This is a genomic window from Shewanella sp. 492, from assembly GCF_059338445.1.
Window position 1 is genome coordinate 1,681,328 of record NZ_CM181702.1, and the last position, 23,601, is coordinate 1,704,928.

Genomic DNA, 23,601 nt, shown 5'->3' on the forward strand with positions numbered 1-23,601 from the left:
ATTGTTAACATAGGTGTAACAACAATCCCAGTGAAAACTCTACAGAACAAACATAAACGAGGTTCTTAATGGAAACTCAGGTAACTCAACCTGGTTCTACTACAGCAAAACTGTTGATGGGAAGGGGCTCTAATCGACGAGCTTGGCAAGATAAGCTCACCCAAATAGGAGTAACGCTTGGCGGCATCATGGTGTTTGTGGCCTTGCTGTTGATCTTCTTTTATCTGCTGTATGTAGTGAAGCCGATTTTTGATGGCGCCGATGTGACGCCGGTTATGACCGCTCAGCTCGATAAACCCGATGTCGCCACCTTGATGGTGGGCAGCGATGAGCAAAATGAAATTATCTATCGGGTCACCAGTCAAGGTGAAGTGCAGTTTTATCGTGCAACTTCAGGTCAGCTGATTGAAACCAGTAGCATAGAGATCCCCTCCGATGCACGCATTGTCAGCAGTGCCACCGCCTTTCCTAGCCAGCAACGCTTCGCATATGGCTTATCAAATGGCCGGGTGATCATCGCCGATATTCAGTTTGGCGTGACCTATCCAGATAACCAGCGACTCATTACCCCGAATATCAGTTTTCCGTTAGGGCAACCTTCACTGCAAGTGGCCGATGGGGATGTGGCGCTCAATCAGCTCACTTTTGCTTACTCAAGCGATAGAATGAGCTTTGCCTATCGCAGCGACGCGGGTCAATGGTTTCTTTCACGCCAAGAGGGCGAAGAGAACATGATGACCGAGGAGGTGGAATGGACAGCGACCTCCAGCGTGATAAGTGATGCGCCAGTGCAAGTGCAGCAGCAGTTAATGACGCCAGATCAACGCCAGTTACTGCTGCGTTCGGGTAATCGGCTATTTGTCTATGATATTCGCGATGCAGAAGCGATCACCTTAATGCAGGTGATTGAATTGGAGCGAGCCAAAACCAAGGTGACCGATGTCTCCTTGCTGGCAGGTGCCAGTTCGGTATTGGTCAGTTATGATAATGGCTTGATATTGCAGTATTTTCAGGTTAATGGTGACAAAGGCCGCCAGTATCAAGAGATCCGCCAATTTAGCAATCAGGCGGGTGTTAAGCGTATCGCTAGCGAGTTTTATCGTAAAAGTTTTGCCACTATTAGCGACTCAGGCGAATTAAACCTCTTATATACCACCAGTCAACGTAAGCTATTTTCCCAACGCTTTGATCTTAAGCAACCTGGCGTGATGGGCTTTAGCCCGCGCTCCAATGCCTTAGTGGTCGAGGCGGGCGGGCAATTACACTTGTTTGCCGTGGACAATAGTCATCCAGAGGTGTCGTGGAGCGCCATGTGGGACAAGGTGTGGTATGAGGGGTATCCTGAGCCGCAATATGTATGGCAGTCGACTTCGGGATCAGATGATTTTGAAGCTAAACTAAGCCTAATGCCCTTGGCATTTGGCACCATGAAAGCGGCCTTATATGCCATGCTGTTCGCCACGCCGCTTGCTATTGCAGGCGCTATCTATACCGCATACTTCATGTCGCCAAAGGTGCGTGCCGTGGTAAAGCCCACCATTGAGATCATGGAGGCCTTACCTACGGTGATTTTGGGTTTCTTAGCGGGTTTATGGTTGGCGCCGTTAATTGAAGATAATCTCCCAGGGCTCTTGCTGTTACTGGTGCTGCTGCCCTGCAGCATTTTGCTCACCGCTTTTGCTTGGCATCAGTTGCCTGGGCGCTGGAAACAACGCCTGCCAGAGACCTATCAAGAGCTCATGCTGTTACCGGTTATCGTGTTTATCGGTTGGTTTTCATTTTACATCAGTCCCGTGGTTGAGCAGGCCTTCTTTGGCGGTGATTCGCGCATGTTTATCACTAACGAGCTGGGGATCACTTTCGATCAACGTAATGCCTTGGTGGTCGGTATTGCCATGGGCTTTGCGGTGATCCCAACCATTTTCTCTATTGCCGAAGATGCGGTGTTCTCTGTGCCGCGCCATCTGTCAAACGGTAGTTTGGCACTGGGGGCAACTAACTGGCAAACCCTAACTCGAGTGGTGTTATTAACCGCCAGCCCAGGTATTTTCTCTGCGGTGATGATGGGGCTTGGGCGCGCTGTCGGCGAAACCATGATAGTACTCATGGCCACGGGTAATACGGCCATTATGGAGTGGAGTGTATTTGAAGGCATGCGCACCTTGGCAGCCAATATCGCGGTCGAGATGCCAGAATCTGCCATTGGTAGCTCCCATTATCGAGTGCTGTTCTTGGCGGCGTTCGTGCTGTTTATCTTTACCTTCTTAGTTAACACCATTGCTGAAGTGGTGAGACAGCGTTTACGTGAACGCTACAGCTCATTGTAGTGGAGGCCAGTATGTTTTCGACATTAATATTTTCGCCTGTGACCTTAAGAGGCTTATGTAATGGGTAAGTGGTTTAAATCGGGTTCGCCGTGGATCTGGATGACGGGCGGCGCCGTGAGTATTAGCTTGATTGCCGTGTTGGGATTGCTGCTGTTAATCGCATGGCGCGGACTGAGTTATTTCTGGCCAGCAGAGATCTATCAGTGGGAGTTAGTGGATCAACAAGGAGTACGTTCAACCTTGATTGGCGAGATTTACGACACCGAAGCTGTACCTACCGAGCGCTTGTTGTCGGCGGGGCACCAGTTTAAGCAGCATCCAGGTGAAACGGTCACCCGTTACTTAATTAAAACGGGTAACCGTGAGTTTGTGAATTTGGACTTTCGTTGGGTGTTGGCCACTGACATCGTCTCGCGCACCGCGCCCTATGATGTGGCTAAGCTTGAGCGCAGCAAAAATGGCGATTTTTACGGTTATCCTATTGCCATTATCGAAGATGGCAAACGATTAGCGTTAGATGATGTGGAAGCCTCATTTGAGGCACATATCGAGCGGGCCGTCGCCTTGAGTGACCAAGCGGTGTCGCTGCAAAAAGGCGACATTGGCTCGATTAACTATCAGCTAGAAAACTTACGTCTCAAGCAGCGGGGTTATGAATTAGATAACGCCCTGACCGACAGCCGTAAGCAGGCGCTAGCGAGCGAACGTGAACGGCTGCAAAATGAGTACCTTGAGCTGGAAAAAACCTTCTTTGCCCTGCGTCAAGCGGCGGCTCGCGATGCGGTTGTGGTGCGCGATATGCGCGGTGAAGAGGTGGTGCTTAAACTCGATACTATTTTAGGCGTCACCTATTCTAATCGTTTAGGCATCGCCGGTAAGTTAGTCCACTGGTTTAAAGGGGTGGGCAATTTTGTCAGCGCCGATCCCCGCGAAGCCAACACCGAAGGCGGCGTGTTTCCGGCCATCTTTGGCACCGTATTTATGGTGATGTTGATGGCGGTCATTGTTACCCCCTTTGGTGTCATTGCCGCAGTTTACCTGCATGAATACGCCAAAAAAGGCCCCATCACTAAGATGATCCGCATTGCGGTGATTAACTTAGCCGGCGTGCCATCGATTGTGTATGGCGTATTTGGTTTAGGCTTTTTTGTCTATATGTTGGGCGGCTCGCTTGATCAACTGTTTTATCCCGAAGCCTTACCATCGCCCACTTTCGGCTCACCCGGGGTGATTTGGTCGGCGCTCACCTTGGCAATTTTGACCTTGCCTGTGGTCATCGTCTCCACCGAAGAAGGCTTAAGCCGTATTCCCAGTGCGGTGCGCCAAGGCAGTTTGGCGCTCGGGGCGACGAAAGCGGAAACCCTGTGGCGCATTGTGTTGCCCATGGCCAGCCCCGCCATCATGACCGGGCTGATTTTAGCGGTAGCCCGCGCTGCGGGTGAAGTGGCGCCATTAATGTTGGTGGGTGTGGTTAAATTAGCGCCCACATTGCCAATAGACATGAACTTTCCATTTGTACATTTAGAGCGTAAATTCATGCATTTAGGTTTCCATATTTATGATGTCGGTTTCCAGAGTCCCAATGTTGAGGCGGCGAGGCCCCTAGTGTATGCGACCTCATTTTTATTGGTGTCTGTGATTGTGAGCTTAAACTTAACGGCCATCGCCGTGCGCAACCACTTGCGTGAGAAGTATCGCTCGCTAGAGCATTAATTGGGCATAGATTACATTGCGCTGAAGCTCGGCTTGAGCGCCAATCCCCCTTTATCCTGAAGTGATTAGGAACAGATATGATTTCGATAGATAAGTCGGTAATGCAAACCGCGCCGGTAGACTTAGATAATTTAAGCCATGAGCAGACGGCACTGGAGATCCGCAATTTGGATCTTAAATATGCCGATAAACAGGCGCTATTTGATGTGTCGATGAAGATCCCGAAAAAGCAAGTAACCGCCTTTATCGGCCCCAGTGGCTGTGGTAAGTCGACCTTGCTGCGCTGCATTAATCGCATGAACGATTTAGTGGATAACTGCCATATCAGTGGCGAAATTTTACTGCATGGGCAAAATATTTACGCCAAAAATGTCGATGTGGCTTCATTGCGCCGCAATGTGGGCATGGTGTTTCAGCGCCCGAATCCGTTTCCCAAGTCGATTTATGAAAATGTGGTATATGGCTTGCGCTTACAGGGGATTAATAATCGTCGTCAACTCGATGAAGCCGCCGAGCGTTCGCTGCGCGGTGCGGCCATTTGGGATGAAGTTAAAGACAGATTACACGATAATGCCTTTGGCTTGTCGGGCGGGCAGCAGCAGCGTTTGGTGATCGCCAGAGCCATTGCCATTGAGCCAGAAGTCTTGCTATTGGATGAGCCCACATCCGCCTTGGATCCTATCTCGACCTTAACCATTGAAGAGCTGATCACCGAGTTAAAATCGCAATATACCGTGGTGATAGTGACCCATAATATGCAACAGGCGGCAAGGGTGTCAGATCAGACGGCCTTCATGTACATGGGCGAGTTAGTGGAATATGCCGACACTAATACCATCTTTACCACCCCGAAGCAGAAGAAGACCGAAGATTATATTACCGGGCGGTATGGCTAATCTCATCGCTATCGCAGGCTTTGAACGGCGGGCTAAGACTCGTAGTGATGGCAGAATTGATGATATTTAACAAGGTTGAATTTTAATGGAAAACATGAATTTAAATAAACATATCTCGGGTCAGTTTAACGCTGAGCTGGATGATATTCGTCATCGCGTATTGGCTATGGGGGGCTTGGTCGAGCGTCAGTTGGAGCAAGCACTCGATGCGCTTGGCAATTTAGATGTCGAACTGGCGCAGCAGGTGATTGAGGGCGACCATACGGTCAATGGTATGGAGGTGTCTATCGATGAAGAGTGCACCCGCATCATCGCCAAGCGTCAGCCGGCAGCCAGTGATTTACGTTTGATCATCGCCATTTCTAAAACCATTACCGATTTAGAACGTATCGGCGATGCGTGCGTTAAGATTGCCAAGGCGGCATTAGACAAGCGATTGAAAAATCAACAGCCACTGCTAGTCAGTATCGAGAATATGGGCCGTCATGCTACCCGGACCTTACATGCGACTTTAGATGCCTTAGCGCGCATGGACGCCGATGTCGCTCTTGAGCTGCATAAAGAAGATATCAAGCTCGACAGTGAGTATGAGGGCATTATTCGCCAGTTGATGACCTATATGATGGAAGATCCGCGCTCAATCCCCGAAGTACTGGATGTGTTATGGGCGGCTCGCGCCGTCGAGCGGGTAGGGGATCGCTGCCAAAATATTTGCGAATACATTATTTATTATGTCAAAGGCAAAGATGTGCGCCACACTTCTTATGAAGAGATGCAAAAAATCTAGCCAGTAGAGGCAAACTCAGTTGCCGATTTAGATTAGAGCAGTCTTTAAGACTGCTCTTTGGCTTTATCAAGATAGGTGAATATCTATACAATTTAGCTAAAGAGGTGAATTGATAAGGTATTTCGGGTATACTGCGCCAGCTTTTGGTGAAGGTAGATTGTATTCAATAGCGCTTTTTAATGGTTGTTATTTAATGTGATTTGTTGCGTCGTTCAAGATGTTTTTGAGCGATGCCGTTATTTACATCGTGTTTAAACGTTCACTCAGGAGTGTTCTCGCTGCTGCCTTATAACTTACATGGCGCCGCATGGACAGCATCAAATTCAACTAGACAGTCACCTGTTAGGTTGTGTGGTATTTGCTTATTTTGAGAGGAATTATGTCGATAAAATCGAGTATCAACCCACCGGTGTTTTATTCATCGGTGGTCATGATCTTTATTATGGTGTTTGTGGGTGCGGTGTGGCCTGAACAAGCACAAACTATCTTTAAATCTGCTCAGCACTGGTTAGAGATGAAAACCGGCTGGCTTTATATCTTGGCTGTGGCGATTTTCTTAATTTTTATTATCTTTGTGATGGTCAGCCGTTTTGGTGACATAAAATTAGGCCCCGACCATTCTGAACCCGATTACAGCTATAAAAGCTGGATAGCCATGCTGTTTTCGGCTGGTATGGGGATTGGGTTGATGTTTTTTGGTGTAGCAGAGCCGGTGATGCACTTCTTGGCGCCGCCCGATGCCGATCCGCAAACCATTCAGGCCGCCAAAGATGCCATGAAGATCACCTTTTTCCACTGGGGTATCCATGCTTGGGCTATTTATGCTGTGGTGGCGTTGTGTTTAGCTTACTTCTCTTATCGTCATAAATTACCCTTGCTGCCTCGTAGTGCGCTGTACCCCTTAATCGGTGAGCGTATTAACGGCCCAATAGGCCATGCGGTGGATACCTTTGCGGTATTAGGCACCTTGTTTGGTGTGGCTACCTCATTAGGCTTTGGCGTGTTGCAGGTCAACTCTGGGCTCAATTACCTGCTTGGGGTACCGATTTCTGCCATGGTGCAGGTGATCTTAATCATAGTTATCAGCCTAATCGCGACTTTATCGGTGTTTTCTGGTTTAGATAAAGGGGTGAAGCGCCTCAGTGAGCTTAACCTGGGACTCGCCATCTTACTGTTGATATTTGTGTTGTTATTTGGCCCAACGGTGGCCTTGTTACAAGCGTTTGTCCAAAATACTGGTGCCTATTTAAGTGATATTGTCGGGAAGACATTTAATCTTTATGCCTACGAGCAAAAGAATGATTGGATTGGCGGTTGGACACTGCTTTATTGGGGCTGGTGGATCTCTTGGTCTCCATTTGTAGGTACCTTTATTGCGCGGGTATCCCGTGGACGCACGATTCGTGAGTTTTTGATTGGCGTGTTATTTGTGCCTTCGGCCTTCACATTTTTATGGATGACCGTGTTTGGTAATACCGCTATCGACGCCATTATGAATCACGGCGCGACCTATTTGAGCGATGCGGTATCCTCTGATGTGTCGGTGGCTTTGTTTATGTTCTTCGAACATATGCCAATGTCGACCCTGTTATCGACTATCGCCTTATGCCTAGTGGTGACCTTCTTTGTTACCTCTTCAGATTCCGGTTCACTGGTGATTGATAACCTGACTTCGGGCGGCGATCCGAAGTCGCCAGTATGGCAACGTATTTTTTGGGCATTATTGCAAGGTGTAGTGGCTTCTGTACTGTTACTTGCTGGCGGGTTACAAGCCCTGCAGACGGTAGCGATAGCCAGTGCGATGCCATTTTTAATTGTGATGTTGTTAATGTGCTTTGGTTTGTTTAAGGCATTGCAAGATGACTGGCTTAAGATCAATAGCGTACAATCGCACAATACCAGTGTGCAATACGCTAAGACCAACGTCAGTTGGGAAGAGCGCATCGATGTACTAGTGTCGCATCCAAGCCATGAAGATGCTGTGCTGTTTTTGAAACATGTTGCCGCTCCCGCCTTAGAAAAGGCGTGTTTAAGCTTTGTGAAGCGTAATATTCCGGCGCAGATGCAATATGTTGAAGACAGAGTCCGCTTTATCATCCAAGAAACTGAGCAGGGTGACTTTGTCTACGGCTTAAGGATACGAGCATATACCATCCCTAATCCGTTAGAAGCCGAGATTAAAGACGGTGACGTTAATTATTATCGGGTCGAAGTGTTCCTTGAGCACGGTGGTCAACAGTATGACGTAATGGGTTACACCGAGGAGCAGATCTTGGCCGACGTGGTGACCCAATATGAGCGCTATTTGCATTATCTGCATCTGTCGAGCTCAGAATATGTCAGTGATGAAAATACCTAACCCCAAATAGCTCACCTTAAGTGATTTAAAAGCCCAACTCCTTGAGTTGGGCTTTTTTATGTGGGTGGTTAAGGCATATAGTGCTGCACTATTTTGGTTGCACTTAGCTAGGCCAATGATTATTCTTGCAGGCAATTATTTTTTGCAGAGAGACAGTTCATGTCAACCCATCAAGGTCAAAGCAAGCTAGACAAAGTGCTGGCTGAGGCGCGCGAATACAAAGCCAAACGAGAAACCGGTTACCGTGAACAGGCGTTAAAACTCTACCCTTGGGTGTGTGGCCGTTGTACCCGCGAGTTTACTCACTCCAACTTGCGCGAGTTAACCGTACATCATCGCGATCATAACCATGACAATAACCCCTCAGACGGGTCAAACTGGGAGCTATTGTGCCTCTATTGCCATGACAATGAACATGCTAAGTATGAAGAGCTGATCCAATATGGTGCGACCACCGAAACCAAAGTCGAGGCGGCCACTTATAACCCGTTTGCAGACTTAAAAGGGATGATGAGCAAAAAGTGATAAGCGCCAACGGCCTGTCGCTAGCATAAGATGCCGAGCCGTTATCAACTGTCTTGTTCAAGCAAGCGTTGTTCGGCTTGGCGCCACTTGTCACGGCTAATGATCTGCCCTTTATTCAGCACACTGGCCTGAGACGGCTTGCTCTGTTTTAGCTGGGCTTTACGCTGATTAACCGCCTCAACAATCGCCTGTTGACGGGCCTCGCTGGCCTGTCCCCAACCAACAATCTCATCAATATGGCGAAAACAGCCCACACAAATATCATCGTCATTAAGGCCACAGCGTGCGACGCAGGGTGAGCGCATAGGTAAACTCTTGTTGATTGTTTTGGGCGCGATTCTACGTCAGTGGCAAGGCAGATTCAACGCCGCTACCTTTTTGCTTAACATAAAGCCTTCATAGAGGTTTTTGCTGAGGCTAAGACCTGACGCTATTGAGATTATCTAATCACTATCACTTGAGCCGCCTGCAGAAAACACTTACTTTAAGAGGTACTTCAATCTGCTTACCTCACGAGTTATGTTATGCGCAGCAATATTCAGTTTTTCTTAATAGTCATCATGTTAATCGGCGTTAGCGGCTGCTCATTACTGGAGATTAAATTAGAAAGTGGTATCGAACCACTACCTAAGGAACAGCTGAATATGCGGGTGTTTAGTCGTGAGTTCAGTAATACCTTCTACACAGGGGTTGAGCATAGCGCCGATAAAATTGCGGCGCTAGCGCCCGATGATGTGGCTATCAAGTCTCACTCCCTGATGTGGAAAATCAACAGTGAGCAAGCTTTGCAGCGGGCGATCTTTCAGGCATCGCCCATGGCAGCTATGGTCGATACCTGGACCTTAACGGCTCAAATGTCGGCCTTTTTTGCCTCTGGCGCAGGTCAACAACTGTTTGGCGAGCAGCAAGCCATTGCCGTCACCGCTAGTCAGCAACTGCAACAAGAGTTCGAGCAGACAGTGAAAGGCTTTGTCAACGAGGTCGATTTTAAGCAGTATCAGGCGTTTGTTAATCAGTACGTGGCCGATAATCCACTGACCGATATCACCTTTGTGCGCCGTTCCGCTTTTAGGGATTGGTTAGACTTTAAAGCCATTCATGAGTTTGAAGCGGTGACCACATTTGGTACCGTGCCCGAGGTGATGAGTGATATTTCCGATCGCATGGCGATGATATCTGAGCAGATGCCTAAGATCCTTGGCTGGAAAGCAGAGCTTTATGCATTGCATTCAAACCTAAATGTGGAACATATTCAGGTGACCTTGGCCAGCATCAGCGAAACATCGGCGCGTTTTCACCGCTTAATGGAGCAGAGCCCACAAATGATGCAAGACTTAGCGGTGGATCTGCGCCGCGAACTGACCCCACTATTACAACAGCTCAGTGAAGCGACCGATAGCAAACTCGTGCAGCTGTCTGCCGAGCGACAAGCGCTCGAATCTATGGTTAAAAATGAGCGCCTTGCCCTAGAGGAGATGGTGGCAAGAGAGCGTATGGCTGCCGCAGCCAATTTGGATCAAATTGCCCAGCACTCGGTTGAGGTGGTGTTTGCGCAATTAACCGCCACGCTCAAGAGCCTGATCCTCTATTTTGTCTTATTTTTGCTGGTGATCTTTTTTGCGCCGCTCGGCTTGGGCGTTTGGCTGGGCAAACGCATGGCGCTTAAGCCGCAATCGCCTCAATAGCGCTATGCTCGCTGCGGTAACTTGATTACAATAAAAAGGCACTCACCGAGTGCTTTTTTTATGAAGGAATTAACATGTCTTATGGTCAAACCCTGCAGGTACTCGGCGCATTACTGCATAGCAGCCGAGGGTTATGGCAGGTTAAAGCATTCGAATGTCATCATCTGCCTTGGGAGGCACACCACCCGACCTTGGCTAAGCAGGTGTGGCAAATAGGCGATGATGATATCGACGCTATTGATGTCGATACGCAGCGCTTACTGGCGACCTTGCTGCCAGCACTGACGCACGATCTTAACGCAATGGCCAATGGGAAGTCAGCTTCTGCGACTCAGGCGCAGGTATTGTTAGATTCGCTGGGGTTATTGTCAGGCGGCGCGCCAGACCAAGAGCTGCCCCATGCGCCACGCACCGCTCAACCGCAGGCAAGTCACGCGGTACAGAATGTGGCAGTCACCGGCTTAGCCGATGAGGTGGCGCCCCATTTTAGCGCCCACATTAAAGGCCGTAAGTGGCAGCAGATCAGTGCATTTACCCAGGCCATTGCCGATGATAAGCACGATGTGCTCGAGTGGTGCGCCGGTAAAGGTCATCTGGGGCGGTTAATCGCTAAAGCGCAGCAGCGAAGTGTCACCAGTCTTGAATGGCAATCGGCCTTATGTGATAGCGGTCAAGCCTTTGCGCAGCAGTGGTCACTGCCGCAACGGTTTGTCTGCGCCGATGCCTTTAGTCCCGATGCCGCTCGGTTGCTAAAACCGGCTCAGCAAGCGGTGGCATTACATGCTTGTGGCGATTTACATGTGGCGTTACTGCAACAGGCAAGGTGCGCGAACACAGCTTCACTGGCAATATCACCTTGCTGTTACCATCTTATTCGCGCTAGCCATTATCAGCCGTTATCGCAGGTCGCTCAGCAAAGTGGACTTAACTTAAGTCGTCACGATCTGCAGTTGCCTTTGCAGCACAGCGTTATCGCCAATGACAAGGCCACCGAGCTGCGCCATAAAGAGGTGGCGTGGCGCTTAGGTTTTGATAGCTTGCAGCGTGAGGTGAGCGGGCATGATCATTACTTGCCGATACCGTCGGTAAAACAGAGTCAGCTCAATGGCGACTTTAAGGCATTTTGTCTCTGGGCCGCAGCGCAAAAAGGCGTATCCTTGCCGGTAAACTGGCCTGTGGAGCATTATTTGGCACTAGGGTATCGACGCCAGCGACTCACGCGGCGTATCGATCTGGTGGCGCACCTGTTTCGTGACGTGCTGGAGCAATGGCTCTTGCTTGATAGAGTATGCTTTCTCGAAGATGCGGGTTATCAGGTCAAGTTAACCACTTTTTGTGATAAGCAGATCACCCCGCGAAACTATCTGATTTTGGCTCAGCGTCACCCCCATGACTAAATCGGCGCTGCCTTGGTTCTGGGCGAATGCACGTGCCACTTGGTGAGATAAAACCGATAGACTTGGTTAAAGAGGCGACACTTGTCGACATATTGCCGAAAAAAGCCGCTCTATGATGGTTTTTTATTGAATCATGCGCCGTTTCTTGCTCAAATGTCGGGTTATCAGTGAATAATAAATATTGGCGCGGTTAGTGTTGATATATTGAGCGAACTACACGGTTGCATGAAATATTCTCGCGTTTTTATAAATAGTCTAGCCTATGAGCTGGCACCTGTAGTGGTCTCCACTTCAGAGTTAGAGTCTCGATTAGCCCCTCTCTATCAAAAGTTTAGGATCCCAATGGGGCAGCTTGCTGCATTAACGGGGATCCAAGAGCGTCGTTGGTGGCCTAAAGGCCACAGATTATCTGACGGCGCCTTGGCTGCGGCGTACAAATCTATTGAAGAAACCGGCATCAGTGTTAGCGATTTAGGCGCGGTGGTTTACACCGGCGTTTGTCGTGACCAACATGAGCCAGCCACAGCATGTCGCATCGCGGCGGAGCTTGGCGTCTCAAAAGATACTGCCATTTACGACATCAGTAACGCCTGCCTTGGGGTGTTGTCGGGTATTCTCGATATCGCTAATCGCATCGAGTTAGGCCAAATCAAAGCTGGGCTGGTGGTCTCGTGTGAATCGGCGCGTCATATTGTCGATATCACCATAGACAATATGCTAGCTGAGCCAACGATGCAAAATTATGCGCAGTCGTTAGCGACCTTAACTGGCGGCTCGGGCGCGGTGGCGGTGTTGTTAACCGATGGTAGCATCCCCTTAAAAGGCGATCGCCAGCACCAACTGCTGGGCGCAAGCCATCTGTCGGCACCCGAGCATCACAATTTGTGTCAGTGGGGCTTGCAAGAAGCGGGCACGCAACTGTACCGCGAATTTATGCGCACCGATGGTGTGGCCCTATTGAAAGAGGGGGTCGAGCTGGCACGACATACTTGGAGCCATTTCCTTGAGCAGCGTAACTGGCTGGTGGAGCAGGTCGACAAGGTGATTTGTCACCAAGTGGGCGCCTCTAACCGTAAACAGGTACTCAGTGCGCTTAATATTCCGCAAGAGAAAGAGTTTCCCACCTACCAATTTTTGGGCAACATGGGCACTGTCTCGTTGCCGGTCACCGCTGCCATGGCGCATGATCAAGGCTTTTTGCGTAAAGGCGATCAGGTGAGTTTTCTTGGGATAGGCAGTGGTCTAAATTGCATGATGCTTGGGCTTAAGTGGTAATTGGCCACTGATTGTCCCCATAGTGTTGTCTCAATCAAACAGATTATCTCGATAGCGGCGCATCGGTCGTTATCGAGGACAAAAATGGTATATAGGAAAGATCATGCTCGATACGCTATTTCCCTTTAAGCGCAATTATTTCGATATCAATGGTAACAAACTGCATTACGTCAACGAGGGCCAAGGCGAGCCGGTGGTGATGGTGCACGGTAACCCAAGCTGGTCATTCTATTATCGTAACTTGGTATCGGCCTTAAGCGATAACCATCAGTGTATTGTGCCGGATCACATTGGCTGTGGTTTGTCAGATAAGCCAGACGATAGCGCATACGATTACACCCTTGAGCAGCGTATTGATGATTTAGAAGCCTTATTAGATCACCTCAACGTTAAGCAAAATATTACCCTTATCGTGCACGATTGGGGCGGTATGATCGGCATGGGCTTTGCGGCGCGTCATCCTGAGCGGATTAAAAAATTAGTCATCCTCAACACTGGCGCGTTTCACCTGCCAGAGGCAAAACCCTTTCCGTGGGCCTTATCTATCTGCCGCAACACGCTGCTAGGTACGGTATTGGTGCGCGGTTTTAATGCTTTTTCATCGATTGCATCTTATGTTGGCGTTAAACGTCAGCCTATGCCGAAAGCGGTTCGCCAAGCGTATGTTGCGCCGTTTAACTCTTGGGCCAATCGCATCTCGACGCTGCGTTTTGTGCAAGATATTCCGCTTAAGCCTGGCGATAGAAACTATCAGTTGGTGTCGGATATTGCCGCTGCCTTGCCACAGTTTGCCACACTGCCTGTGATGATCTGTTGGGGCCTGCAAGACTTTGTGTTCGATAAGCACTTCTTAGATGAGTGGCAACGGGTGTTTCCGGGTGCTCAAGTGCATGAATTTGCCGATTGTGGTCACTACATTTTAGAAGATGCCAGTGATGAGGTTGTCGCTCATGTTCGCCAGTTTATGGCGCACTAATGACACCGCCCGTTTGCAGTAGCCCAGCCGATAGCTTATCTGGTAGCTCATCTGTTAGCCCAGTGCTGGCAAATGTCGTTGATAAACCACAATTAAATGCCGATGGTGCCAATCTGTGTCGCCATCTGCACAGCGCCGCCCAGCAAACCCCAACGCAACTGGCGGTGGCGGTGCAGCAGGCCCACGGCGGTTTGTTGACTAAAAAGTTCAGCTATCAAGAGCTTAGCTTCGATGAACTCGATAAGCTCAGCTCGCGTATGGCATTTGCCCTCGAGCAATATGGCATCACTCGCGGCATGAAAGCCGTGTTAATGGTCACCCCCAGTATCGATTTTTTCACGCTCACCTTTGCCTTGTTTAAGGCGGGGATCATTCCTATTTTGGTTGATCCTGGCATGGGAGTAAAAAACCTTAAGCAGTGTTTTGCAGAATCTCAGCCCGATGCTTTTATTGGTATTCCTAAAGCGCACCTCGCTAGGTGCTTGTTTGGCTGGGGTAAACACAGCATTAAAAAACTCATCACCGTTGGCGGCAAGGGCTGGTGGGGCGGGGTGTCCTTGCCTCAACTCTTAAGCCAGGTGCCAGTGGATAAGCCTTATCCAATGGCGCTGCTGAGTCATGATGAGATGTGCGCCATCTTATTTACCAGTGGCAGCACTGGTACGCCAAAAGGGGTGGTCTATTCCCACCGCATGTTTGAGGCGCAAATTAGCGCGCTTAAACACGATTATCAGATAAGCCATGGCGAGCGTGATTTAGCCACTTTCCCGCTGTTTTCCCTCTTTGGCCCAGCGCTAGGCATGGCTTCTATTGTGCCTGATATGGATGCCAGTAAACCTATTACGGCCAATCCTAGCCATATCTTTGCCGCGATCGAACGCTATCAATGCACTAACATGTTTGTTAATCCGGCGCTGATTGAACGTTTAGGTGAGGCGGGCACAGATAACCACGCGGTAACACTGCCTAGCCTAAGACGGGTGATCTCCGCCGGTGCACCTGCCACCATCGCTTCTATAAAACGCTTTAGTCAGCTACTCAATGATGATGTTGAGGTGCTTAATTCCTATGGCGCGACAGAATCCTTACCCATCAGTAAAATGGGCAGTCAGGCCCTATTTGCCACTACAGATATCACAGATAACGGCGGTGGGATCTGCGTAGGTGACGCCATAGAGGGAGTCGATATTGCCATCATTGGGATCGATAACGCGCCCATTGCTCAATGGGATGACAATTTGCGCTTACCTGCGGGTGAGATTGGTGAAATTGTGGTGTCAGGGCCTATGGTCAGTCGATGCTATTATCAGCGTGACAGCGCGACGCTGCTTGCCAAAATAGTAGGCAATGACGATGTTATTTATCATCGTATGGGAGATTTGGGTTATCTCGATGCTGACGGGAAATTATGGATGTGCGGGCGCAAAGCGCACCGGGTCGAGGCGTTAGCGCCTGACAATGAGGGCAGCATCAAACGCTATTTCTCTATTCCCTGTGAGCGTATTTTTAATACGCATCCCAGCGTTAAACGCTCCGCCTTAGTGGGTATCGACATCGACGGTAACACCACGCCCCTGATCTGTTTAGAGCTGAAGCAAGGTTTAAGCTGCAGTTGCTCGGCGCAGCTGTATCACGAATTACGTGAGTTAGCCCAAACCCATGAGCAAACAAAAGGGATAACACGGTTTGCCATTCATGGGGGGTTCCCAGTCGATATTCGTCATAACGCTAAGATTTTTAGAGAAAAATTAGCACTATGGGCCCAAGCCACTTATAAAGAATAAGCAAAAATTGCCCCATTGATCTCGCCGCAAGGTAAAAGATAAATGAGTCTGACTGAGCAATGGCCGATAAATGACTGAAAAATGATGATGGCTACGGATAGCATGACAGCAGAGAGTATAACAGCAGGTAGCATGACAGCAGAGCACACCACAGCGCCAAGCCTGGCGCAGTTTCACCCACAAGAGCAAGCCGCCTTACAGCAATTAGCGCAGCGTGCGCCGCGGGTGTTAGTCACTGGCGCTGGCGGTTTTTTAGGTAAGGCGATTTGTGAGCGGCTTGTCGCTGCTGGCATCAAGGTCAGTGGTTTGGCCCGTGGCACTTATCCAGAGCTAACCGCCATGGGCGTCAATATGCTCAAGGGTGACATTATTGATGCCAAACAGGTTTCTGATGCGCTGCAAGGTTGCGATTTGGTGTTTCATGTGGCCTCCAAAGCGGGCGTGTGGGGCGATAAATCCAGCTATTATCTGCCTAATGTGGTGGGCACCAACAACATTATTAACGCCTGCGTGGCGCATAATATTCCGCGCTTGGTGTATACCAGCACCCCCAGCGTCACTTTTGCCGGAGTCGATGAAGCATTTATCGATGAAACGCAGCCCTATGCCGCCAGTTACCTTAACTATTATGCTGAGTCCAAAGCCCGCGCCGAACAACAGGTGGTGGCGGCCAATGGCCAAGTGTTGGCCGATGGTAAGCTGTTAAAGACGGTATCGCTCAGGCCGCACCTTATTTGGGGGCCTGAAGATCCCCATTTAGTGCCACGCGTGATTGCGCGTGCTCGGGCCAAACGACTGAAATTGGTTGGCCGAGACGATAAACTTGTCGATACCATTTACATTGCCAATGCCGCCTATGGTCATCTATTGGCGGCGCTGGCCTTATATGACGACGCGCCATCTTGTGCGGGGCAATGTTATTTTTTAAGTAACGATGAGCCCATCACCATGGCGGCCATGCTAAATAAGATCTTAGCTTGTGCACACTTGCCTGCGGTTACCCAACGCGTGCCAGCTAATCTTGCCTATGGGGTGGGGGCACTGCTCGAAGGTGTCTATTGGCTGCTGGGTAAACAGCAAGAACCCATCATGACCCGTTTTGTCGCTAAGCAGCTGTCGACCAGCCACTATTTTGATATTGCGGCGGCCAAAAAGGATCTGGGTTATCAACCGCTGATCTCTATCGATGACGGTATGGTGTTATTGGCCTCTTGGTTACAGCAACAACAGTGACTTTAACTATTCGCCTAATGCTTTAATTTATCTGCGCTAATTTATACGCATCCACATCCGCACTAACAATGAGTACTCATATTAGTGACTCACTCATTGCGACTTAACATGCGTGTCCTATGACCTAGCCATAGCAAGCCCTCGCGACTCAAGGGGCTAGGCATGTGTGCAAACATAACTAGCACCTAGCCCTCAGTCCCCAGCACCCTTATCTATCTCGTACCAACCTCATCAACGCCCATGGCGCATGTTATGGCGTACGCCAGAGTCCCACTGGATGGGCTTAGCCGAATAAAAGAGGGTTAATGCAGACAAAGCAAATGTCGGTAAAGCAAAATAGGCTAACGCCAACCTAAGTAAGGTTAACTTGAGTCAAAATCTGGCAACGCCTTGAATAATCTCATGCTTATCTGGTAGCACGCTTCTTATGTTTAATTGACTTCACCTCAGACTACGCATAAAGTTGTAGCCAAAAAAATATCGCCAACAACATTTTGCTAACGCGATCAATACGTTTAGGGTATCTCTTTTACATGGATGAGCAGATTTTTTATTTTGGTGATTGGCAGGTTATTCCCTCGGCCAACACCCTTCGCTGCGGTTCAGTGGTTAAACAACTTGAGCCTAAAGCTATGGACGTATTGCAACTGCTCTGTCGCCATCAGGGGGAGGTGCTCAGTAGTGATGATATCGTGGCACAATGTTGGCCAGCGGCCGATATCGGCGACAATCCGCTACACAAAATTATCAATCAACTGCGCCGCGCCTTAGGCGACAGTGCCACCCAGCCGTGGAAACCTTAGGCCAATATCGCACCTCTAAAGCCCTGTTATGCGCCGCCGATACTGCCCTGTACCGGGCCAAATCTGATGGTAGAAACCGTATTAATATCAGAGTCTAATGGGTATCTGCTTAATAGAGAGCCTGGCGGCTCTCGATTACGCTGGCAAACTTGCAGGCTCAACACTTAGCACTTAGTTTGAGCAATTAGCTTTGAGCTATTAACCGTGGCTGATAAATTGTGGTTGTGCTTGCCCGTTAGCGCTTTGCTCACCCACCATTTTTGCTACCGATATCATTGCATTAGTAAGCTGAGTGAGTTGCTGCTGATCAATGCAGTAAGGCGGCATAATGTAGATTAAGCGCCCAAAAGGGCGGATCCAGACACCTAAGTCAACAAACGCCTGCTGTAACTGGGCGGTATTCAATGGTTGTTGCATCTCTATCACCCCCACTGCGCCCAGCACTCTCACCGCGGCCACGCCAGGCAATGTGCTTGCTGGCGCTAATTCTGTCTGCATTTGCGCCTCAATTTGCGCCACCTGCTCAATCCACTCATTGCGGGCGATGAGATCTAAACTGGCACTGGCCGCGGCGCAGGCCAGTGGATTACCCATAAAGGTTGGCCCATGCATAAAGACCCCCGAGGGCGAGTCACTGATCCCTTGGGCAACATCGTCACTACAGAGCGTGGCAGCAAGTGAGATATAACCGCCTGTTAGGGCCTTACCCACACATAGGATATCGGCTTCAATAGCGGCATGCTCATAGGCAAACAACTTACCGGTGCGGCCAAAACCTGTGGCAATTTCATCTAAAATCAGCAGCACTTGGTATTGATCACACAGCGCTCTTAAGCCTTTGAGGTAATCGCTCGAATAAAAACGCATGCCGCCAGCCCCTTGCATGATGGGTTCGATAATCACCGCCGCAATGCTCTGGTGGTGTTCATCGAGTGCATCGCGCATCGAGCTAAGATCATCGTGTTGTAATGGCTCACCAAATGGGGTTTGCGGCGCATTAACAAACAGCTGTTGGGTGACCGCATTACCAAACATGGTGTGCATGCCGCCTTCGGGATCGCACACGCTCATGGCGGCAAACGTGTCACCGTGATAGCCATTTTTTACCGTTAAGATACGTTGCTTATTGGGCAGCTGCTGGCCTTGCCAATATTGCAGCGCCATTTTCATGGCAACTTCAACGGCAATCGAGCCAGAGTCGGCTAAAAACACCTTGGTTAAGTTATCACTGGTCAAATTGAGCAGCTTTTTACACACGTCGATGGCGCTGTGATGGGTGATCCCGCCAAACATAACATGGCTTAAGGTGTGCAGCTGCGCTTGCATCGCCTCAAGAATATAAGGGTGACTATAACCGTGGACACAGGCCCACCATGAGCTGGTGCCGTCGATCAGTTGCTGTCCATTGTCGAGGGTGAGTTCACAACCATCGGCTGACACTACGCCAAAGGTAGGCTGGGCGTGGGTCATAGAGGTATAAGGATGCCAGATGTGTTGTTTGTCAAAATCATAATCGATAGGGGGTGTCGCGGTCATAGCGTCTCCGTGGTTAATTGTTGACCATTAGTCAACTTGGCGCACTGGTTGGCGTTGACAGATTAAGACCTAAAGGTATGCTAAGCAACATAAATGTCGATGAATGGTATGACTTCATCGCGATCATATTCAGAGTAAGGGCCGCTATCAATGTCACAAATACCACTACGTCATGACTGGCAACGTGATGAAATAGAATCACTTTTTGCATTGCCGATGAACGACTTATTGTTTAAGGCCCACAGTATTCATCGTCAAGTGTACGATCCTAACGAAGTGCAGATCAGTCGTCTACTGTCAATTAAGACGGGAGCTTGCCCAGAAGACTGCAAATATTGTCCTCAGAGCGCCCGTTATGACACCGGACTTGAAAAAGAGCGGCTGATTGAAATTGATAAAGTCCTTACCGAGGCTCGCGCCGCGAAAGCCGCCGGTGCATCGCGTTTTTGTATGGGCGCGGCATGGCGTAATCCCCATGAGCGCGATATGCCGTACCTTAAAGATATGGTGGCAGAAGTGAAAGCCATGGGCATGGAAACCTGCATGACGTTGGGGATGTTGTCGCCCTCGCAAGCTGAAGAACTGGCAGGGGCTGGGCTTGACTACTACAACCACAACTTAGACACCTCGCCAGAATATTATGGCGATATCATCACCACGCGTACCTACCAAGACAGATTAGACACCTTATCGAATGTGCGCGCCGCAGGCATGAAAGTGTGTTCTGGCGGTATTGTCGGCATGGGTGAGCAGGCGAGCGATCGCGCTGGCTTATTGCAGCAGTTGGCGAACATGGAGCAGCACCCTGACTCTGTCCCTATCAATATGTTAGTGAAAGTGGCGGGCACGCCATTTGAGAATTTGGACGATCTTGATCCGTTAGAGTTTGTGCGCACCATTGCCGTTGCGCGCATTATTATGCCTCACTCACGTGTGCGTTTGTCGGCTGGACGCGAGAGCATGAGCGATGAGCTACAAGCCATGTGTTTCTTTGCCGGCGCCAACTCGATTTTTTACGGTTGCAAATTACTCACCACCAGCAACCCTGAAGAAAACGATGATATGGCGCTATTTAAACGTTTAGGCTTGCACCCAGAACAGGGTAAAGCGGCAACCATTGAAGAAGAAAAAGCGGTATTTGCCAAGGCCGAAGCCATCAGGGCCAAGCAGACACAGCCTTTTTATGATGCGGCGGCGCTCTAATTTAATGTTGAACGTGTTAAGTGCCTTGTTGCTGATGTTGGCCATATGAGTGCAGCCACACCTAAGGTGAGTCGACTGAGCCAAAAAATCGATACCCAGATGGCGCGCGCCCGTCACGCAGGGTTACTGCGTCAGCGCCGCGCCTTGGCAATCGCTAAGGCGGGCGATGAGACGCCAAATGAGTTTATGCTCGAGGGTGTCAGCTTTATTAATTTCAGCAGTAACGACTATTTAGGTCTGAGCCAAGCTTCTGTGCTGGTGGATGCCATGAGCCAAGGTAGTCAGTTATATGGCGTGGGAAGCGGCGCATCTCCTTTAGTCACGGGCTACAGTGAGGCGCATCGTCAACTTGAACAGGCCTTGTGTGAGGCCTGCGGACATGAAGCTGCCTTGCTATTTTGCTCGGGCTTTAGCGCCAATAGTGCATTGATGAAAACCTTGTTTGACCGCCATGATACCGTGGTGGCCGATAAGTTGATCCATGCCTCACTTATCGATGGCTTACGCGATAGCAGCGCACATTTAAAGCGCTTTGCCCATAACGATATTGATGCGGCGGTTAAGCTTATTGCCACTCATCAGCCGCAAGCGGTGATCACCGAAAGTGTCTTTAGCATGGATGGTGACTGCGCGCCGTTGGGGGCGCTGTATCAAGCATGCCAACAGGCACAAAGCTGGCTTATCGTTGACGATGCCCACGGTTTTGGGGTGTTACCAGTGGCAAAGCAGCCGCGGGCGAGCGTTAGCAACTGCGACGTGCAGGTGGTCACTTTTGGCAAGGCGCTGGGGTGTCAGGGCGCGGCGATTTTAGGCTCGCAAGCGTGTATCGATTTTATGGTGGCCAATGCCCGCCATTACATCTATTCGACGGCGCTGTCTCCTGCTAATGCCTATGTTGCCTATCGCGCGGTCAAATGGCTTGGTGAGTCAACCAAGGTCGCAGACACCTTGCACGGCATCATTGATGCCTTTAGGCGGCAATGTCAGCAAGCGGGGATCACGCTGAGCGACTCGGTTACGCCAATTCAACCCATAGTGATAGGCGAGCTTGAGCGCTTACAAGCGGTAACCGATGGGCTTAAAGCGCGAGGCATTTGGGTCGGGTCGATACGGCCGCCAACGGTGCCTAAAGGCAGTGCCCGCCTAAGAATTACCCTTAATGTGAATCACACTCAGGCGCAGCTTAACCACCTGATAGCCAGCTTGGTTGAAGTGCTATAACGCGCTAGCCAAACAATACTGCGCATGCGGTAATGCTAAGGTCTGTGTGGGTCAATCACCTTAATCCGAAATTTATAGCGCCTAAATTAAAAGCTTAAATATTTAACGCGTCAGTCATTAATAAAGTGGTACAACAAACATGCTTATCTCCTCTCTCTCTGCCGCCCATAACCTGCCAAGCATAATGGGTCAGCGCTGCCCTCTGGCGATAATGTTATGACGCTGAATGTGAGTGCCGTCGATAAGATTGCCCAGCAGTTCTCCCACGCTGCGCAGCAATATCAGCAACATGATGTGTTGCAACGTATTACCGCCCAGGTACTGCAAGAGACCATGGGCTCAACGTCGCGGCTGTTAGATATTGGCTGCGGCCCAGGCACCGATTTTTCATTTTTGGGGCCAATCAAGCAAGTGCTGGCTGTCGATATTGCACCAGGCATGTTGCAGCAGATGCGTACGCGCTACCCTGAGTATCTCAGTGTTTGCGGGGATGCTCAGTGTTTGCCCTTGCAAGATAACAGTATTGATGCCATTTATTCGAATCTGGCGTTGCAATGGTGCGCCACACTCAATAGTGCAGTGCAAGAGATGGCCCGCGTGCTATCACCTAAGGGGGAGTGTTATTTGGCGATTGTTGTCGATGGCAGCTTGCAGCAACTTAAGCAGCTGGGGTTGCGGGTTAACCGCTTCCAGTCGGCAAAGGAGATTTTGGCCAGCTTTAACCATGAGCAGTGGCAGCTGCGGGAGCAACAGGTGATGCCTATCACGGTGCACTTTAACCACCTTAAACCTTTGCTCTATTCAATCAAAGGGGTTGGAGCGTCAGTGCGAGGCGAGGGCGATACTGGCCAAGCGCAGCCGCTTTTGCGCGGACGCCAAGATTGGCTGGCGCTCAATAGCCAAGCAGAGCAGATGCGCCAGAAAGCGGGATTACCGCTCACCTATCAAATTTTATTTATTCGCGCCAAATTAAAGGGATAATTTATGCAGTATTTTGTCGCAGGGACCGATACCGATTGTGGTAAAACATTGATCGCCTCAGCCTTACTGTATCGGGCCAAGCAAACCGGCACGACCTTGGGGATAAAACCTGTGGCGTCAGGATGTGAGTTTACCCCTGATGGGCTGCGTAACAGCGATGCATTGAGCTTAATGGCACAATCGACACTTAAGTTGGCGTACTCGCAGGTGAATCCATTTGCTTTTGCCCCTGCCATCGCGCCCCATATTGCGGCGTTGCACAGTGGCGAAAACCTAACGGCGGCGGCCATTATCGAGCACTTGGCAGCGCTACCGTTAACAGATGTCGATTTTGCCATTGTCGAAGGCGCAGGAGGCTGGCGCTTACCTTTAAATCAAGAAGAGTTTTTATCTCAGGTGGTGCAGCGTTTATCTTTGCCTGTGATTTTAGTGGTGGGGGTGAAACTGGGCTGTTTAAACCATGCCTTACTCACACAGGAGGCGGTACTTGCTGATGGCGTGCAGATTGCTGGTTGGGTGGCCAATATGGTGGATCCGGCGATGAGTGTCGCACAGCAGAATCTCGATAGTTTACATCACCTTATGTCGAGCCCCTGTCTGGGCGTGGTGCCGCATTTATCAGCGCACGATACCCAAGAGCATGTCAGTCAGGCGGCCCGTTATTTGTCGCTGGATGCGCTCTGTTAATGGTTACTCGATAACTTCATGGATTACCAGTCAATATGATGTTTCACTTATTTGTTAATATTAACCAAGATTAATGCCATATCTTATTAAAAGTAGTGCAATATTAATTTTGGCTTAATACTCTCGCCCTAGACTGCGGCGACGGCCGTTGCGAGTGATTGATGCTCGATAACACACCGGATATTATTTTTTTACGTTTACCCCTTGATATCT

18 protein-coding genes and 2 pseudogenes are annotated in these 23,601 nt (G+C 49.7%); 18 read left to right on the forward strand and 2 right to left on the reverse strand.

Going from position 1 to position 23,601, the window contains the following annotated elements; genetic code table 11:
* Positions 1-68 precede the first annotated feature (68 nt).
* From AC5YBX_RS07620 to AC5YBX_RS07645, 6 genes are all read left to right on the forward strand, one after another.
* Positions 69-2,327, forward strand: coding sequence for an ABC transporter permease subunit (locus AC5YBX_RS07620; protein ID WP_494524691.1), 2,259 nt, complete (start codon positions 69-71; stop codon positions 2,325-2,327).
* 60 nt (positions 2,328-2,387) lie between these two features.
* On the forward strand, positions 2,388-4,040 hold the full coding sequence (pstA, locus tag AC5YBX_RS07625) for a phosphate ABC transporter permease PstA (protein ID WP_494524692.1): 1,653 nt from the start codon (positions 2,388-2,390) through the stop codon (positions 4,038-4,040).
* Positions 4,041-4,117: 77 nt separating this feature from the next.
* Complete coding sequence (gene pstB, locus AC5YBX_RS07630) at positions 4,118-4,936, forward strand: phosphate ABC transporter ATP-binding protein PstB (RefSeq protein WP_494524693.1); 819 nt, start codon at positions 4,118-4,120, stop codon at positions 4,934-4,936.
* A gap of 85 nt (positions 4,937-5,021) precedes the next feature.
* A complete protein-coding gene (phoU, locus tag AC5YBX_RS07635; RefSeq protein WP_494519343.1) occupies positions 5,022-5,723 on the forward strand; it encodes a phosphate signaling complex protein PhoU in 702 nt (233 codons plus the stop codon).
* Positions 5,724-6,102: 379 nt separating this feature from the next.
* Positions 6,103-8,082 carry a BCCT family transporter gene (locus AC5YBX_RS07640; protein WP_494524694.1) on the forward strand — a complete coding sequence of 660 codons (1,980 nt, stop codon included), beginning with the start codon at positions 6,103-6,105 and terminating at the stop codon, positions 8,080-8,082.
* A 159-nt stretch (positions 8,083-8,241) separates the two neighbouring features.
* Entirely contained in the window at positions 8,242-8,607 is a 366-nt protein-coding gene (locus AC5YBX_RS07645) for a YajD family HNH nuclease (protein ID WP_110458134.1), read from the forward strand.
* 44 nt (positions 8,608-8,651) lie between these two features.
* On the opposite strand, the gene AC5YBX_RS07650 is transcribed toward AC5YBX_RS07645, so the two are convergent.
* Positions 8,652-8,912: a DUF1289 domain-containing protein gene (locus tag AC5YBX_RS07650; protein WP_494524695.1), complete on the reverse strand. Its 261-nt coding sequence runs from the start codon at positions 8,910-8,912 to the stop codon at positions 8,652-8,654.
* 219 nt (positions 8,913-9,131) lie between these two features.
* Between AC5YBX_RS07650 and AC5YBX_RS07655 the strand changes: the two genes are divergently transcribed.
* The 8 genes and pseudogenes from AC5YBX_RS07655 to AC5YBX_RS07690 all read left to right on the forward strand — a co-directional run.
* Positions 9,132-10,292: a chemotaxis protein gene (locus AC5YBX_RS07655; protein WP_494524696.1), complete on the forward strand. Its 1,161-nt coding sequence runs from the start codon at positions 9,132-9,134 to the stop codon at positions 10,290-10,292.
* Between the two features lie 74 nt (positions 10,293-10,366).
* On the forward strand, positions 10,367-11,689 hold the full coding sequence (locus tag AC5YBX_RS07660) for a methyltransferase (RefSeq protein ID WP_494524697.1): 1,323 nt from the start codon (positions 10,367-10,369) through the stop codon (positions 11,687-11,689).
* A 225-nt stretch (positions 11,690-11,914) separates the two neighbouring features.
* On the forward strand, positions 11,915-12,964 hold the full coding sequence (locus tag AC5YBX_RS07665) for a 3-oxoacyl-ACP synthase III (RefSeq protein WP_494519338.1): 1,050 nt from the start codon (positions 11,915-11,917) through the stop codon (positions 12,962-12,964).
* Positions 12,965-13,067: 103 nt separating this feature from the next.
* Entirely contained in the window at positions 13,068-13,940 is an 873-nt protein-coding gene (locus tag AC5YBX_RS07670) for an alpha/beta fold hydrolase (RefSeq protein WP_475516610.1), read from the forward strand.
* Positions 13,940-15,724 (forward strand): olefin beta-lactone synthetase, encoded by a 1,785-nt coding sequence (oleC, locus tag AC5YBX_RS07675; RefSeq protein ID WP_494524698.1) that lies wholly within the window; start codon positions 13,940-13,942, stop codon positions 15,722-15,724. Before AC5YBX_RS07670 ends, oleC begins: the two co-directional genes overlap by 1 nt.
* Positions 15,725-15,856: 132 nt before the next feature.
* Positions 15,857-16,957 (forward strand): 2-alkyl-3-oxoalkanoate reductase, encoded by a 1,101-nt coding sequence (gene oleD, locus AC5YBX_RS07680; protein ID WP_494524806.1) that lies wholly within the window; start codon positions 15,857-15,859, stop codon positions 16,955-16,957.
* A 533-nt stretch (positions 16,958-17,490) separates the two neighbouring features.
* Positions 17,491-17,748: pseudogene (locus AC5YBX_RS07685) on the forward strand (winged helix-turn-helix domain-containing protein); the annotation flags it as partial.
* Positions 17,745-17,858: pseudogene (locus AC5YBX_RS07690) on the forward strand (GGDEF domain-containing protein); the annotation flags it as partial. The pseudogenes AC5YBX_RS07685 and AC5YBX_RS07690, both read left to right, overlap by 4 nt.
* A 100-nt stretch (positions 17,859-17,958) precedes the next feature.
* On the opposite strand, the gene bioA reads toward AC5YBX_RS07690, so the two are convergent.
* On the reverse strand, positions 17,959-19,296 hold the full coding sequence (gene bioA / locus AC5YBX_RS07695) for an adenosylmethionine--8-amino-7-oxononanoate transaminase (protein WP_494524699.1): 1,338 nt from the start codon (positions 19,294-19,296) through the stop codon (positions 17,959-17,961).
* Positions 19,297-19,446: 150 nt separating this feature from the next.
* Here bioA and bioB point away from each other — a divergent pair, with 150 nt between their 5' ends.
* The 4 genes from bioB (at position 19,447) to bioD (ending at position 23,388) form a co-directional block, all read left to right on the forward strand.
* On the forward strand, positions 19,447-20,499 hold the full coding sequence (gene bioB / locus AC5YBX_RS07700) for a biotin synthase BioB (protein ID WP_494524700.1): 1,053 nt from the start codon (positions 19,447-19,449) through the stop codon (positions 20,497-20,499).
* A 45-nt stretch (positions 20,500-20,544) separates the two neighbouring features.
* Positions 20,545-21,720 (forward strand): 8-amino-7-oxononanoate synthase, encoded by a 1,176-nt coding sequence (locus AC5YBX_RS07705; RefSeq protein ID WP_494524701.1) that lies wholly within the window; start codon positions 20,545-20,547, stop codon positions 21,718-21,720.
* A gap of 216 nt (positions 21,721-21,936) precedes the next feature.
* The gene (locus tag AC5YBX_RS07710) at positions 21,937-22,701 is read left to right on the forward strand and encodes a methyltransferase domain-containing protein (protein ID WP_494524702.1); all 765 of its coding nucleotides are present in this window, start codon (positions 21,937-21,939) and stop codon (positions 22,699-22,701) included.
* Between the two features lie 3 nt (positions 22,702-22,704).
* On the forward strand, positions 22,705-23,388 hold the full coding sequence (gene bioD / locus AC5YBX_RS07715) for a dethiobiotin synthase (RefSeq protein WP_494524703.1): 684 nt from the start codon (positions 22,705-22,707) through the stop codon (positions 23,386-23,388).
* Positions 23,389-23,601: the final 213 nt, after the last annotated feature.